Source organism: Klenkia sp. PcliD-1-E (assembly GCF_024124375.1).
In the GTDB taxonomy this organism is placed as follows: domain Bacteria; phylum Actinomycetota; class Actinomycetes; order Mycobacteriales; family Geodermatophilaceae; genus Klenkia.
In genome coordinates this window covers 1-14,822 of record NZ_JAMXRZ010000100.1, presented here as the reverse complement: position 1 = coordinate 14,822, position 14,822 = coordinate 1, and the positions used below count along the sequence as shown (strand labels likewise).

General features: G+C 75.3%; 13 protein-coding genes. 1 reads left to right on the top strand and 12 read right to left on the bottom strand.

Going from position 1 to position 14,822, the window contains the following annotated elements; translation table 11 throughout:
• Window positions 1-30: 30 nt before the first annotated feature.
• A complete protein-coding gene (locus NH342_RS17405) occupies window positions 31-1,542 on the bottom strand; it encodes a potassium/proton antiporter (protein WP_253016634.1) in 1,512 nt (503 codons plus the stop codon).
• Window positions 1,543-1,617: 75 nt separating this feature from the next.
• On the opposite strand from NH342_RS17405, the gene ileS reads away from it, so the two are divergent.
• Entirely contained in the window at window positions 1,618-4,785 is a 3,168-nt protein-coding gene (gene ileS / locus NH342_RS17400; RefSeq protein WP_253016632.1) for an isoleucine--tRNA ligase, read from the top strand.
• 119 nt (window positions 4,786-4,904) lie between these two features.
• On the opposite strand, the gene NH342_RS17395 is transcribed toward ileS, so the two are convergent.
• The 11 genes from NH342_RS17395 to murG all read right to left on the bottom strand — a co-directional run bounded on the left by NH342_RS17395 (window position 4,905) and on the right by murG (window position 14,730).
• Window positions 4,905-5,699 (bottom strand): hypothetical protein, encoded by a 795-nt coding sequence (locus NH342_RS17395; protein WP_253016630.1) that lies wholly within the window; start codon window positions 5,697-5,699, stop codon window positions 4,905-4,907.
• A gap of 78 nt (window positions 5,700-5,777) precedes the next feature.
• Window positions 5,778-6,488, bottom strand: a complete 711-nt coding sequence (locus NH342_RS17390) for a DivIVA domain-containing protein (RefSeq protein WP_253016628.1) — start codon at window positions 6,486-6,488, stop codon at window positions 5,778-5,780.
• Window positions 6,489-6,584: 96 nt separating this feature from the next.
• The gene (locus NH342_RS17385; RefSeq protein WP_253016626.1) at window positions 6,585-6,881 is read right to left on the bottom strand and encodes a YggT family protein; all 297 of its coding nucleotides are present in this window, start codon (window positions 6,879-6,881) and stop codon (window positions 6,585-6,587) included.
• Between the two features lie 45 nt (window positions 6,882-6,926).
• Entirely contained in the window at window positions 6,927-7,655 is a 729-nt protein-coding gene (locus tag NH342_RS23930; RefSeq protein ID WP_305884940.1) for a cell division protein SepF, read from the bottom strand.
• Window positions 7,656-7,710: 55 nt separating this feature from the next.
• Window positions 7,711-8,442, bottom strand: coding sequence for a YggS family pyridoxal phosphate-dependent enzyme (locus tag NH342_RS17375; RefSeq protein ID WP_253016624.1), 732 nt, complete (start codon window positions 8,440-8,442; stop codon window positions 7,711-7,713).
• On the bottom strand, window positions 8,439-9,128 hold the full coding sequence (pgeF, locus tag NH342_RS17370; RefSeq protein ID WP_253016622.1) for a peptidoglycan editing factor PgeF: 690 nt from the start codon (window positions 9,126-9,128) through the stop codon (window positions 8,439-8,441). The genes NH342_RS17375 and pgeF overlap by 4 nt, the downstream gene beginning before the upstream one ends.
• Window positions 9,129-9,190: 62 nt before the next feature.
• Window positions 9,191-10,456: a cell division protein FtsZ gene (ftsZ, locus tag NH342_RS17365; protein ID WP_253016620.1), complete on the bottom strand. Its 1,266-nt coding sequence runs from the start codon at window positions 10,454-10,456 to the stop codon at window positions 9,191-9,193.
• Between the two features lie 287 nt (window positions 10,457-10,743).
• On the bottom strand, window positions 10,744-11,343 hold the full coding sequence (locus NH342_RS17360) for a peroxidase-related enzyme (RefSeq protein ID WP_253016618.1): 600 nt from the start codon (window positions 11,341-11,343) through the stop codon (window positions 10,744-10,746).
• A 19-nt stretch (window positions 11,344-11,362) separates the two neighbouring features.
• Window positions 11,363-12,082 (bottom strand): FtsQ-type POTRA domain-containing protein, encoded by a 720-nt coding sequence (locus tag NH342_RS17355; RefSeq protein ID WP_253016615.1) that lies wholly within the window; start codon window positions 12,080-12,082, stop codon window positions 11,363-11,365.
• Between the two features lie 87 nt (window positions 12,083-12,169).
• Window positions 12,170-13,612: a UDP-N-acetylmuramate--L-alanine ligase gene (murC, locus tag NH342_RS17350; protein ID WP_253016613.1), complete on the bottom strand. Its 1,443-nt coding sequence runs from the start codon at window positions 13,610-13,612 to the stop codon at window positions 12,170-12,172.
• Window positions 13,609-14,730 carry an undecaprenyldiphospho-muramoylpentapeptide beta-N-acetylglucosaminyltransferase gene (gene murG, locus NH342_RS17345; protein ID WP_253016611.1) on the bottom strand — a complete coding sequence of 374 codons (1,122 nt, stop codon included), beginning with the start codon at window positions 14,728-14,730 and terminating at the stop codon, window positions 13,609-13,611. The genes murC and murG overlap by 4 nt, the downstream gene beginning before the upstream one ends.
• Window positions 14,731-14,822 lie beyond the last annotated feature (92 nt).

The window sequence follows — 14,822 nt, the reverse complement described above, 5'->3', positions numbered from 1 at the left end:
CACGGCGAGCGCGCTGCTGGACGCCTGGCGCTAGTCGACCTCGGTGGGCCGGCCCGTCTCGCCCCGCCAGGTCGCCAGCCGGCCGGCCCGGCTGACCGCCCGCAGCCGGCGCTCGGCCTCGGCCCGCGAGCCGCGGGCAGAGACCAGCAGGGCCTGGTCCCCGCGCATCAGCCGGGTGTCGGCATCGGGCACGAACGGGGTGCCGTCGCGGACGACGAGGACGACGGCAGCGTCGTCGGGCAGCCGCAGCTCGGGCAGGTAGACCCCGTGCAGCCGGGAGCCCGGCGGGACGGTCAGCTGCATGAGCTCGGCGCCCAGCTCGTCCAGGGGCGCGGACTCCACGTCGATGTCGCGGGGGGTGACCGGGGTGGCGATCCGCAGCAGCCGGGCCACCGCCGGCAGCGACCCGCCCTGCACCACGGTGAAGACGACCACGAGGACGAAGACGATGTCGAAGACCCGGGTGGCACCGGGGACGGCGGCCGCGATCGGGAAGGTGGCCAGCACGATCGGCACCGCACCGCGCAGCCCCGCCCAGGAGATGAACGCCTGCTGCGGCCAGGGCACCCGGAACCAGGACAGGCTCATCACCACCGACAGCGGGCGGGCGACCAGGAGCAGCGCCAGCCCGACGAGCAGCGCCTCGGGCACGACGTCGAGCAGCCGGCCAGGACTGGCCAGCAGTCCCAGCAGCACGAACAACCCGATCTGGGCCAGGGTGGCCATGCCCTCGGCGAACCCGATGGTGCCGGCCCGGTGCGGCAGCGGGGCGTTGCCCAGCACCAGCCCGGCCAGGTAGACCGCGACGAACCCCGAGGTGTGCACCAGGTCGGCCGAGGCGAAGGCCAGCACGCACAGCGCGAGCGTGGCCAGCGGGTAGAAGCCGGCCAGCGGCAGCGCGACCCGGCGCAGCAGCCAGGCGCCGGCGATCCCCACCCCGACCCCGATGACCGATCCGCCGGCCAGCTCGCCGACCACCTCGACGGCGGTGATCCACCACGGCGCGGTCTCCCCGCCGGCCAGCCGCTCGGAGAGCACGAGCACGAGCAGGATGACCGGGGCGTCGTTGAGCCCGGACTCCATCTCCAGGGACGCCGCCATCCGCCGGGGCAGCGGCAGCCGGCGCAGCGTGGCGAACACCGCAGCGGCGTCGGTGGAGCTGACCACCGCGCCCAGCAGCAGCGCACCGGCCCAGTCGAACCCGAGCAGCCAGACCGCGACGGAGGCGGTGGTGCCCACCGAGACCAGCACGCCGACGGTGGCCAGCGTCAGGCCGGGGCCGACCGCCCGCCGGACGTCGGACCACCGGGTGGTCAGCCCGCCCTCGGCCAGGATCACCACCAGCGCCGCCACGCCGAGGGTCTGGGTCAGCTCGACGTCGGAGAACCGGATCCCCAGCCCGCTCTCCCCCAGCCCGACGCCCAGGGCGAGGTAGAGCAGCAGCGCGGGCAGGCCGAGCCGGTCGGAGACCCGCAGCGCGACCGCGGCGGTGAGCACGACGAGGGCGCCGACGGCGAGCGCGACGGTGACCGTCGTCGACATCAGCGCCTCCCCACGGGGCCAGTCTCCCGCAGCCCGGTGACGACCCGGTCAACCCGGTGTCCCCGGGCTGGGATGATGGGCTGCGTGAGCAGCCCCACCTCCCCCTTCCGCCCCCTCCCCGCCCAGGTGGACCTGCCGGCCATGGAGCACGAGGTGCTCGACCAGTGGGCCGACGAGAAGGTGTTCGCGCGCTCGCTGGAGGCTTCCGCCGGCCGCCCGCAGTGGACGTTCTACGAGGGCCCGCCCACGGCCAACGGCCGGCCGGGCACCCACCACATCGAGGCCCGCGCGTTCAAGGACGTCTTCCCCCGCTTCAAGACCATGCAGGGCTTCTCGGTGCCCCGCCGCGCCGGCTGGGACTGCCACGGCCTGCCGGTGGAGATCGCGGTGGAGAAGGAGCTGGGCTTCAACGGCAAGCCCGACATCGAGGCCTACGGGATCGCGGAGTTCAACGCCCGCTGCCGGGAGTCGGTGGAGCGGCACGTGGCCGACTTCTCCGAGCTCACCGACCGGATGGGCTACTGGGTCGACATGTCCACCGCGTACTGGACGATGAACCCCGAATACGTGGAGAGCGTCTGGTGGTCGCTGAAGACCATCTTCGACAAGGGCCTGCTCACCGAGGACCACCGCGTCGCCCCGTACTGCCCGCGCTGCGGCACCGGCCTGTCCGACCACGAGGTGGCCCAGGGCTACGAGACGGTCACCGACCCCTCGGTGTACGTGTCGCTGCCGATCACGAGCGGCCCGTGGGCCGGCGAGGCCGACCTGCTGGTCTGGACGACGACGCCCTGGACGCTGCCGAGCAACACCGCGGTGGCCGTGAACCCCGACGTCACCTACCTCGTCGTCCGCACCGAGCGGGAGGGCCGTGAGCGGACCGTCGTCGTCGCCGAGCCGCTGGTGGCCGCCGTCCTCGGCGCCGACGTGCCCTACGAGGTGCTGGCCACCACCACCGGCCGGGACTGGGAGCGGGTGCACTACCAGCGGCCCTTCGAGCTGGTGGAGTTCCCCGAGGGCGACACCCACTTCGTGCTGCTGGCCGACTACGTCACCACCGACTCCGGCACCGGGCTGGTGCACCAGTCCCCCGCGTTCGGCGCCGAGGACCTCGCGGTGTGCCGCGCCTACGGCCTGCCGGTGGTGAACCCGGTGGACGCCACCGGCCACTTCGCCGCCGACGTGCCGCTGGTCGGTGGGCACTTCTTCAAGGCGGCCGACCCCACGCTGGTGCAGGACCTCGCCGACCGGGGGGTGCTGTGGCGCGAGCAGCGCTACGAGCACCCCTACCCGCACTGCTGGCGCTGCCACACGCCGCTGATGTACTACGCCCAGCCGTCCTGGTACATCCGCACCAGCGTGGTGAAGGACCAGCTGCTGGCCGAGAACGAGGCCACCCGCTGGCACCCGGAGAACGTGCAGTGGGGCCGCTACGGCGACTGGCTGCACAACAACGTCGACTGGGCGCTGTCCCGCGACCGGTACTGGGGCACCCCGCTGCCGATCTGGCGCAACGAGCTCGACCCGGCGCACCTGGTCGCCGTCGGGTCGCTGGCGGAGCTCTCGGAGCTGACCGGCCGCGACCTGGCCGACCTGGACCCGCACCGGCCCTTCATCGACGACGTCACCTTCACCCTGCCCGGGGTCGAGGGCGAGTTCCGCCGGGTCCGGCAGGTCATCGACGCCTGGTACGACTCCGGCTCGATGCCCTTCGCGCAGTGGGGCGCGCCGCACCGGAACGCCGACGCCTTCGAGGCCGCCTACCCGGCGCAGTTCATCTGCGAGGCGATCGACCAGACCCGCGGCTGGTTCTACACGCTCATGGCCGTGGGCACGCTGGTGTTCGGGAAGTCCTCCTACGAGGACGTGCTGTGCCTGGGCCACATCCTGGCCGAGGACGGCCGCAAGATGAGCAAGCACCTGGGCAACATCCTGGAGCCCATCCCGCTGATGGACCGGCACGGCGCCGACGCCGTCCGCTGGTTCATGCTGGCCGGCGGCTCGCCGTGGCAGGCCCGCCGGGTCGGGCACGAGACGCTGTCCGAGGTCGTCCGCAAGGTGCTGCTGACCTACTGGAACACTGCCTCGTTCTTCACCCTCTACGCCTCGACCAACGGCTGGGACCCGGCCGCCTCCCCCGCCCCGGCGGCGGCCGACCGCCCGCTGCTGGACCGGTGGGCGCTGGCGTCGCTGGCCACCGTCACCGACGGCGTGACGCAGGCGCTGGAGGAGTTCGACACCCAGACCGCGGGCCGGCTGCTTGCCGGCTTCGTCGACGACCTGTCCAACTGGTACGTCCGCCGCTCGCGCCGCCGCTTCTGGGACGGCGACCCGGCCGCGCTGGGCACGCTGCACGAGGTGCTCGACGGCCTGACCCGGCTGATGGCGCCCTTCACCCCGTTCGTCACCGAGCGGGTGTGGCGGGAGGTCGTGGCGCCGGGCCTGGTGGACGCCCCCGACTCGGTGCACCTGTCCTCGTGGCCGGAGGCCGACGAGGGCGCGCGCGACGACCGGCTGGTGGAGCAGATGGACGTCGTCCGGCGGCTGGTCGAGCTCGGCCGTTCGGCCCGGACGTCGGCCAAGGTGCGCACCCGCCAGCCGCTGGCCCGCGCGCTGGTGGCGGCCCCGGGCTGGGCCGAGCTGCCCCGGGACCTGGTCGCCGAGGTGGCCGAGGAGCTCAACGTGTCCGAGCTCGCCCCGGTCGCCGAGGCAGGCGGGGACCTGGTCGACGTCAGCGTCAAGATCGACTTCCGGGCGGTCGGGCGCCGGATGGGCAAGCAGGTCCAGGCCGTGGCCCGGGCCGTCGCCGCCGAGGACCCCGCCGCGCTGGTGGCGGCCTACCGGGCCGGTTCGGCGACGGTGGTCGTGGACGGCGCCGACGTCGCGCTGGCCGACGGCGACCTGGTGGTCACCGAGACGCCGCGGGAGGGCTGGACGGTGGCTTCGGGCGGCGGGCTGACCGTGGCGCTGGACCTGGCGCTGACCCCGGAGCTGGAGCGGGCCGGGCTGGTGCGCGAGGTGGTCCGGCTGGTGCAGGACGCCCGCAAGGCCGCCGGTTTCGACGTCAGCGACCGGATCGAGCTGTGGTGGACCGCCGAGGGCCAGCTGGCGCAGGCGCTCACCGAGGCCGGCGAGCAGCTGGCCGGCGAGGTGCTGGCGACGACGCTGCACGCGGGTGCGGCGGGCGCGGGCGAGGGCGTGGAGACCCCCGCCGGCGGCCGCATCTGGGTCGCCCGCGCCTGACCCCCGGCCCGGCGTGGATCAACCTGGTTCACCGGTGTCCGTCCTGGCTCGCCGACGCCGGTGAGCCAGGACGCACGTCGATCAGCTGAGCTGATCCACGCCACGCCGGCCGGTGTGGATCAGGAGCGGGCGGCGGCGCGCCGCTGGCGCTCGGCGTCGGCCAGGGTGCGGTCGGGCCGGCAGATGCCGCAGGCGGTGAACCCGTCGGCCTTCGCCTCGTCCAGCGGCAGGCCGAACGTCTCCTGGCCGTCGGTGACCGCGCAGCCGTCGAGGTGGTAGCGGGGGTGCTCGTCGACCACGAAGACCTCGTCGGTCAGGTCGATGACCAGCAGCAGGTCGGTGACGACGACGTCCTCCTCGACCGGCTCGCCGTCCTCCCCCAGCACGATCGGCCGGACGACGGCGTGCGTCCCGGTGCCCGGGCCCGCGGGTGCGGAGCGGGCTGCCGGGGCGGCGTCGGTGGTGTCCGGGGCGGCACCGTCCGGGGCGGCACCGTCCGGGGCGGTGGCGGTCTCGTCCGTTCCGGCAGGCACGTCCGCGGCGCCGGTGGACGACAGGGCGGGTGCCGCGTGCGTGGCGCGCTCGGAGCGGAGCTCGGCGAGCTCGGACCGCAGCGCGGCGATCTCGGCCGCGGCCGGCTCGTCCGCCTGGGCACCGGTCGCGGTCGGTGACGCCGTGTCCCGGTCGGCCGTGACCGCCTCCTCGGCCCGGGGGGCGTCCGCGGTGGCCGGCTCGGCCGGCCCGGCCTTCGCGGCCAGGGCGCGGCGGCGCTGGACCGACTGCACGACCAGGGCGAGCGCGGCGAGGGCGCTGACGCCGACCGAGCACCAGAGCAGGGTCGTCTGCCCGTTGCCGAGGCCACCGACCAGCAGCGCCCCGGCGACGAGGATGAGCAGACCGGCCAGCACGAGCACGGCCGCAGCGTAACCGGGACCACACGACGGAGCCCCCGCAGACGGGGGTCTGCGGGGGCTCCGGTGCGGTGCGGGCGATCAGGCGCCGGCGTGGGTGTTCTGCCGGGCGTTGGAGGCCGGCTCGGCCGAGCCGCGGCTGTCCAGGTCGCGCAGGTGCGACTCCAGGTAGGAGCGCAGCCGGGTGCGGTACTCGCGCTCGAAGGTGCGCAGCTCCTCGATCTTGCGCTCGAGGCTGGAGCGCTTCTCCTCCAGCGAGCCCATGACCTCGACGTGCTTGCGCTCGGCCTCCTGGTCCAGCGCGGTGGCCTTGGCGCGCGCCTCGCGCTCCATCGTGTCGGCCCGGGTGCGGGCGTCGCCGACCATCGCGTCGGCGCGCTGCTTGGCCTCGGCCAGCTGCTGCTCGCTCTTGGCGCGGGCGTCGGCCAGCATCCGGTCGCTGTTGGTCTTCGCGCTGCCGACCAGCTGGTCGGCCTGCTGCTTGGCCTCGTTGACGTAGCGGTCGGCGGTCTCGGTGGCCAGGGTCAGCATCCGGGAGGCGCGCACGCCGTCGTCCTCGCGGGACTGCACGGGCACCGGCGGGGCCGCCGCGGCGACCGGCTCGGGCTGGCGCTCCTCGGTGCGGGCACCGCCGCCGTTGCTGCGGAGCTCGTTGTTCTCCTCGATCAGCCGGGCCAGCTCGGCCTCGACCACGTCGAGGAAGGCGTCGACCTCGTCCTCGTCGTAGCCACGCTTGCCGATCGGCGGCTTCTTGAAGACGACGTTGTGCACGTCGGCGGGCGTGAGTGGCATCGGGTCACCTCGGGTCGGACGGGAGGAACAGGGAGCAGTCTCCACGGGCGGCGCGTGGCCGCGACCGCGGGACCGCTCCTGGGAGGGCAGAACTGGTCACGCGGTGGCAGCCAGTGAATCCACGATGCTGCGCAGGATCAGCACAGCGATCAGGAGCACCATAAACCCGAGGTCCAACCTGATGCTGCCCAGGTTCAACGGCGGGATGACCTTGCGCACCGCCTTGAGCGGGGGGTCGGTCGCGGCGTAGACGACCTCCAGCCCGGCAGCCACCGCACCCGAGGGGCGCCAGCTGCGGGCCAGGACCATCACCCAGTCCACCACGAACCGGGCGAACAGCAGGATCAGGAAGATCAGAAGGACCGATGACACGATCTGCCAGAGAAGGGACACGGTCCTCGCTCGTTCGGGGCTGGGCTCGACGTCGGCAGCCGGTGGTCAGGGCTGGCTGAGGAACCCGCCCTCGCGGATGCGGGCCTTGTCCTCGGCGGTCACGTCGGTGCCGGCCGGGGAGAGCAGGAACACCTTGGCCGTGACCCGCTCGATACTACCGTGCAGCCCGAACGACAGCCCCGCCGCGAAGTCGACCAGCCGCTTGGCGTCGGCGTCGTCGATCTCGGACAGGTTCATCAGCACGGCGTCGCCGCTGCGGAACCGCTCGCCGATGGTGCGGGCCTCGTTGTACGTCTGCGGCACCAGCGTGGTGATGCGGTAGGCCTTCGGTGCGGCGACCGGCGGGGCCACCGGCGGCGCCGGGGCCGGGGCCGGCTCGGGCTCGACCAGCGCGGCGGCGGTGGCGCCGACGGGGCCCGACGTCGCCGTGCCGGACACCGCGCGGCTGCCCCCGGTGCGGGGGCCGACGGTGGCCGGGGCCGCCAGGTCCAGCCGGCGGGGCCCGGTGCGGCGGGGCAGCGGGGCCTCGACGACCGGGGCCGGCTCCTCGAGGGCGATCTCCTCCGAGGGGTACTCGGTGGAGGGGTAGGCCGAGTCGTAGGCGTCGTAGCGGCTGTCGTAGTCGTCCCGGTAGTCGCTGCGGTAGCGGTCGCGGCGATCGGGGCGGTCGTCGTGCTCGGACTGCCGCGCGTCGTAGCGCCCGTAGGCGGCGCGCGTCTCGTCGTCCTCGACGAGTCCGAGGTAGATGCCCATCTTGCGCATGGCGCCGGCCATCCCAGGGCCCCTCTCTGTGCTGGTCGTCATCCGTGACTAATGGGACCGGTGTGACTCATGGTCCTGCCCCGGAGGCTAGGGGCCGCGGGCCGAACAACGCGGTTCCGACACGCACGGTCGTGGCGCCGGCCGCGATCGCCTGCTCCAGGTCCCCGCTCATGCCCGCCGACAGCTCGACCGCGCCGGGGTGGTCGCGCCGGACCCGGTCGGCCAGCTCGGCCAGCCGGGCGAACGCCGGTCCGGGCTCTTCACCGCGCGGGGCGACGGCCATCAGCCCGCGCAGCCGCAGGGCAGGCCGCTCGGCGACGGCGTCGGCCAGCTCGGGCACCAGGTCCGCGGCCAGTCCCCCGCGCGCGGCGTCCACCCCCTCGGGACCGCCCAGGTCGACCTGGACGAAGACCTCGGTGACCGTCCCGGCTCGCTCGGCGACGCCGGCCAGCCGCTCGACCAGCGAGACCCGGTCCACCGACTGCACGACCGCGCCCACCCCGACCACGGCGGTGGCCTTGTTGCGCTGCAGCTGGCCGACCAGGTGCCAGCGCAGGCCCAGGTCGGCCAGCTGCTCGGCCTTGGCGACCAGCTCCTGCACCTTGTTCTCGGCGAACTCGCGCTGGCCGAGGGCGGCGAGCTCGGCGACGGCGTCGGCGGTGCGGGTCTTGCTCACCGCGAGCAGCGCCACCGAGGACGGGTCGCGCCCGGCCGCGCGGGCGGCGTCCGCGATGCGCTGCCGCACGGCGGCGAAGGAGTCGGCCAGCGAGCCGGCCGGGGGGTCGGCCGGGCCGCTCACGCCGGGTCCAGCCAGACCACACCGGCCTGCCGGCCGGTCAACCCGTCGCGGCGGTGGGAGAACAGCCGCCGGTCCTCCACGGTGCAGCGCGGGTCCTGCACGACCTGGCCGACGCCGGCGGCGCGCAGCACCTGGGTCAGCCCGGCCCGCAGGTCCAGCGCCGGGGTGCCGGTGCGCGACCGGACGGCGGCGTCGGCGGCGACTCGGGCGACCTGCACCTGCATGGCCCGGGGCACCTCGTAGTCCAGGCCGCACACGGCGGGTCCGAGCAGCGCCTGCACGTCACCCGGCCGCGACCCGAGGTCGGCCATCGCGGCCAGCGCGGCGGGCACCACGCCCTGCCGGACGCCCTCGCGGCCGGCGTGCACGGCGGCGACCACCCCGGCGACGGGGTCGGCGAGCAGCACCGGCACGCAGTCGGCGACCAGCACGCACAGCACCAGACCGGGCACGGCGGTCACCAGCGCGTCGACCTGCGGCGGGGTGCCCGTCTGCCGCTGCGTGACGACGGCGACGCCGGTGCCGTGCACCTGGTCCATCCAGACCAGGTCGGCGGCGTCGAGGCCCAGCTCGCGGGCCAGCCGGTCGCGGTTGGCCGCGACGTCGGCCGGGTCGTCGCCGACGTGCCCGCCGAGGTTGAACGCGTCGTACGGGGACGACGAACGGCCGCCCCGCCGGTCGGTCACCACCCGCCGGGGGCGGGGGGACCGACCCGGCGGGACGGCCGGATCGTTGCGCGCCACGGTCGTTACTGGGAACGCAGGAACTCGGGGATGTCGAGCTCCTCCTCGAAGTCGTCCGAGGACAGCGGACGGCGGCTGCCGCCGACCGGACCCGGGACCGGGGGCAGCGGCGGGACCGTGATGCCACCACCCGTGGAGGCCGGTCGCGCCGGCGCGGGCTGCGCGCCGGTGGCGGCGCCGGGGACCAGCCGCTCGCCGGTCTGCCGGGGTGCCGGCTGCGGGGCCGGCTGGACCGGGCGGGCCTGCGCGGGCACCGACGACGCCCCCGCCGCGGACCCCGACGACGCCGGTGCGGTCTCCACCTTGCGGGCGGTGCCGCTGGGCTTGCCGCCGTCGAAGCCGGCCGCGATCACCGTCACCCGCACCTCGTCGCCCAGGGCGTCGTCGATGACGGCGCCGAAGATGATGTTGGCGTCGGCGTGCGCGGCGTCGGAGACCAGCGAGGCGGCCTCGTTGATCTCGAACAGGCCCAGGTCCGAGCCACCGGAGATCGACAGCAGGACGCCGTGCGCACCCTCCATCGAGGCCTCCAGCAGCGGCGAGGCGATGGCCTGCTCGGCGGCCAGCAGCGCGCGGTTGTCCCCGCGGGCGCTGCCGATGCCCATCAGCGCCGACCCGGCACCGGACATGACCGACTTGACGTCGGCGAAGTCCAGGTTGATCAGTCCGGGCGTGGTGATCAGGTCGGTGATGCCCTGCACACCGGACAGCAGGACCTGGTCGGCGGTGCGGAAGGCGTCCATCACGGACACGTTTCGGTCGCCGAGCTGGAGCAGCCGGTCGTTCGGGATGACGATGAGCGTGTCGCACTCGTTGCGCAGCTCGTCGATGCCCGACTCGGCCTGCACGGCCCGCCGCTTGCCCTCGAAGGAGAACGGGCGGGTCACCACGCCGATGGTCAGCGCGCCGAGCTTGCGGGCGATGGAGGCCACGACGGGCGCGCCGCCGGTGCCGGTGCCACCTCCCTCGCCGGCCGTCACGAAGACCATGTCGGCGCCCTTGAGCACCTCTTCGATCTCCTCGCGGTGGTCCTCGGCGGCCTGCCGGCCCACGTCGGGCTGGGCTCCGGCGCCCAGGCCGCGGGTGAGCTCGCGGCCGACGTCGAGCTTGACGTCGGCGTCGCTCATCAGCAACGCCTGCGCGTCGGTGTTGATGGCGATGAACTCGACCCCCTTGAGGCCGACCTCGATCATCCTGTTCACCGCGTTCACGCCGCCGCCGCCGATGCCGACGACCTTGATGACCGCGAGGTAGTTGTGCGGAGGTGTCATGCTGCGCTCCCCAACTGGACCCTCATCCTCAGGTTAAGCCTTATAGTTATGTCACCTAGGGCGATGGGGGCGACGCTAGGTGCGCGGATTGCCCGACGCCAGCACCCTCCGGCGCAGCGGCGTGTCGACCCCGCCGTCCCCGTCCGTCCCCTCGGACCCGTGCGTCACACCGGCCTCACCGGTGGTGACGACCCGCGCCGTCAGCGTCTCATCCCGGGGTCGAGGCACACCGCGCGGGACCGGGGCGCAGAACCTGACGAAGGAATTCGCCCCGGGCGTGTCGCGGGTCAGCCGCGCGGCACCCGGCCCATGAGGAAGAACTCGGGGTTGGGCGGGATCGCCGCCCAGTGCGCGAGCCGGTTGCTCATCGCGAAGAAGGCCACGATCGCGCCGAGGTCCCAGAGGTCGTCCTCGGTCAGCCCGTGCCCGCGCAGGGTGTCCAGGTCGGCCAGGACGACGGCGGCGGGGTCGGTCGCCAGCCGGACGGCGACGTCGAGCACCGCCACCATCCGCGGCTCCAGCGGCGCCTTGCGCCAGTCGATCGCGACCTGGTCGGCCAGGTAGGGGTCGCGGGCCCGGATGCGGGCGATCGCGCCGTGCGCGACCACGCAGTACAGGCAGTCGTTGGCCGCACTGGTCGCCACCACCACCAGCTCGCGCTCGGCCTGCGACAGCCCCGGGGTGCCCGTCTCCATGAGCGCGTCGTGGTAGGCGAAGAACGCCCGTGCCTCGTCGGGCCGGTGCGCCAGCGCGGCGAACACGTGGGGCAGGAAGCCCGACTTCTCCTCGACGGCGTCGTAGCGCTCGCGCAGGTCGTCGGGCAGCGTGGCGCGGTCGGCCACCGGGAAACGGGACGCGGGCTGGGCTGCTGGCTGGGTCTCGGGCACGGGACCCACCCTGCACCCGTCAGCGCAGGACGACCTCGTCGGGTGAGCTGACGTCGACCTGGGTGGCCGGCTCCAGGCCGCCGGAGGCCAGCTGCTGGAGGACCGAGGCCAGCACCTGCGCCTTGCGGTCGGCCCGGGAGGCGTCGCCCCACAGCACCGTGGTGCCGTCGGTGAGGGTGAGCGTGACGTCGTCCGGGGTGGTGGCCGCGACCTGGGTGACCTGGTCGCGCACCGACCCGGGCAGGGAGACGATCGCGGCCAGCGCGGCCGCGGTGGCCCGGTCGTCGGGGCCGGGGTCGGCGACCACCAGCGGGACGGTGCCCGGCGGCGGGTCGCCGGTGATGGTCCCGAACAGCGTGCCGCCCGCGTCGACCAGCGAGCGCGTGCCGCCCTGCACCACCACTGCCACGGCGACCCGCTCCCGCAGGGTGACCACCACCCGGTCCGGCCAGCCCCGGGTCACCTCGGCGTCGGCGACCTGGGGCAGCGCGGCGACCCGGGCGGCCGCGGCCGCGGTGTCCACCCGGACCAGCGGGGTGCCGACGGCCACCCCGGCGGCGTCGCGCACCTGGTCGGCCGAGAGGGTCACCGCGCCGTCGACCTGCACGGTGCGCACCGCCAGCACCGGGCTGGCCAGCACGACCCAGGCCAGCACCGCGGCGAGCACGACCACCGTCCCGGCGACCAGCAGCCGCCGGCGCCGCGGGTCCAGCTGCCGGCGGGTGCGCAGCCGGGTCACCCCGGCTGCGCCGGGCCCCCGCCCGGGCCGCTCGCGGCGAGCACCCCGGGTGCGGTCCCGGGTGGTGCTCCCCGTCCGCGGCACGGCTCAGCCCGCCCCGTCGGTGCGCTCGCGCTCGGCCAGGGCGGTGAGGATCTCCGGGCCGACCTGGACGACGTCGCCGGCGCCCATCGTCATCAGCAGGTCGCCGGGGCGCGCCCGGTCGGCCATGGCGCCGGCGGCCGCCGACCACGAGGGCTCGAAGGCCACCTGGCCATGCGGCAGGGGCACCGCGTCGGCGACCAGGGCACCGGTGACCCCGGGCACCGGGTCCTCCCGGGCGCCGTAGACGTCCATCACCACGACCTCGTCGGCCAGGCCCAGGGCCTGCCCGAAACCGGTCGCGAACTCCGCGGTGCGGCTGTAGAGGTGCGGCTGGAAGAGCACCACGAGCCGGCCCTCCCCCACCACCGACCGGGCGGCGCGCAGCTGCGCGGCGACCTCGGTGGGGTGGTGGGCGTAGTCGTCGTAGACCCGGACGCCGGCCGCGGTGCCCTTGAGCTCGAACCGGCGGTGCACGCCGCCGAAGCGGGCCAGCCCGCCCATCAGCCCGGCGGCGGGGAAGCCCAGCTCCAGGCCGGCCAGCAGCGCCGCCGCGCTGTTGAGCGCCATGTGCTCGCCCGGCAGCTGCAGGGTGACCCGGCCCAGGACGGCGCCGCGGTGCACCGCCGTCCAGCTGGTGCCCGCGGGGCCGACCTCCAGGTCGCGGACCTGCAGGTCGACGTCGGCCCCCTGCCCGTAGGTCAGCAGCCGGGCGCCGGAGGTCGGCACGCCCAGCAGCCGGGCCGAGCCGGGGTCGTCGGCGCAGAGCACGACGAACCCGGCCGGGTCGACGGTGGTGAGGAACCGGTCGAAGGCGGCCTCGACGGCGGCCAGGTCGCCGTAGTTGTCCAGGTGGTCGGCCTCGACGTTGGTGACGATGCCGGCGAAGGGGGCCAGCAGGAGGAAGGACCGGTCGCTCTCGTCGGCCTCGGCGACGAAGACGTCCCCGGACCCGGCGTGGGCGTTGGACCCGGACTCGTTGAGGTCGCCGCCGATGGCGAAGGACGGGTCGGCGCCGCAGGCCTGCACCGCGACCGTGAGCATCGAGGTGGTGGAGGTCTTGCCGTGGGTGCCGGCGACGGCGACGCTGCGCCGGCCGGCCATCACCGCGGCCAGCGCGACGGCGCGCGGCAGCACCCGCAGGCCGCGCTCGCGGGCGGCGACCAGCTCGGGGTTGTCGGGGCGGATGGCCGTGGACACCACCACGGTGGCGGCGTCCCCGAGGTGCTCGGCGGCGTGGCCCACCTCGGTGCGCGCGCCCAGCGCGGCGAGCGCCGCCGTGGTCGGTGTCTGCTTCCGGTCGCTGCCGGACACCTGCACGCCGCGGGCCAGCAGGATGCGGGCGATGCCGCTCATGCCGGCGCCGCCGATGCCCACGAAGTGCACCGCGCCGAGGTCGTCGAGGGCCGGGATGGGGTCGCGCCAGGCGGCGACGTCGGCGGCGCTCATGCCCGCACCACCGACAGGGTCAGGTCGGCCAGTCGCTCGTCGGCGTCGGGCACCCCTGCGGCCGCGGCGTGCCGGGCCAGCTCGGCGAGGCGGGCGGGGTCGGTGAGCACGGGCACCAGGGTGGCCTCGACCCACCCGGCCGACAGCTCGGCGTCCTCGACCAGGAGCCCGCCGCCGGCCTGCACGACCGGCAGCGCGTTGCGCCGCTGCTCGCCGTTGCCGATCGGCAGCGGGACGAAGGCGCCGGGCAGCCCCACCGCCGACAGCTCGGCGACGCTGACCGCCCCGGAGCGGCACAGCGCCAGGTCGGCGGCGGCGTAGGCCAGGTCCATCCGCTCGAGGTAGTCGACCACCACGTACGGAGGGTCACCGGCGGGGACGGCGACCTCGGTGTTCTTCGGGCCGCGGGCGTGCAGCACCTGCACGCCCGCGGCCCGCAGCGCGGCGGCCGCGCCGGTGGCCGCGGTGTTCAGCGACCGGGCGCCCTGGGAGCCGCCGAAGACCAGCAGGGTGGGCCGGTCGGCGTCCAGGCCGAAGTGCGCCCGGGCCTCCGCCCGCAGCGCCGCGCGGTCCAGGCCGGTGATGGAGGGCCGCAGCGGCATGCCCACGTGCACCGCGCCGGGCAGCGGCGTGCCGGGGGTGGTGACGGCGACGGCGGTGGCCAGCCGGGCACCGACCCGGTTGGCCAGCCCGGGCAGCGGGTTCTGCTCGTGCACCACGACGGGGACGCCGGCCCGGCGGGCGGCGAGGTAGGCCGGCAGGGCGACGTAGCCGCCGAACCCGACCACCACGTCGGCGTCGAGCTCGGCGAGCAGGGCGCAGGTGTCGGCGACGGCGCGGCGCACCCGGCCGGGCACCCGGAGCAGGTCCGGGGTGGGCTTCCGGGGCAGCGGGACGGGCGGGATCAGCCGCAGCTCGTGGCCGCGGGCGGGCACCAGCCGGGTCTCCATGCCGCGGGCGGTGCCCAGGCAGGTGACCCGGGGGGTGCCGCCGGGGGCGCCGGTGCGGCGGACGAGGGCGTCGGCGAGGGCCAGCATGGGCTCGATGTGCCCGCCGGTGCCGCCGCCGGCCAGCACGACGCTGACCGGACGGGGACGGGTGGGTGGAGCGGAGGTCACGGGGTCAGTCTCACAGGGTCGGGGCGGAGCGGTGTCGGCTCAGCGTCGGCGCGGCCGGTCCCCCGGGGTGCGGACCGGCTCGCGGGTCCGGC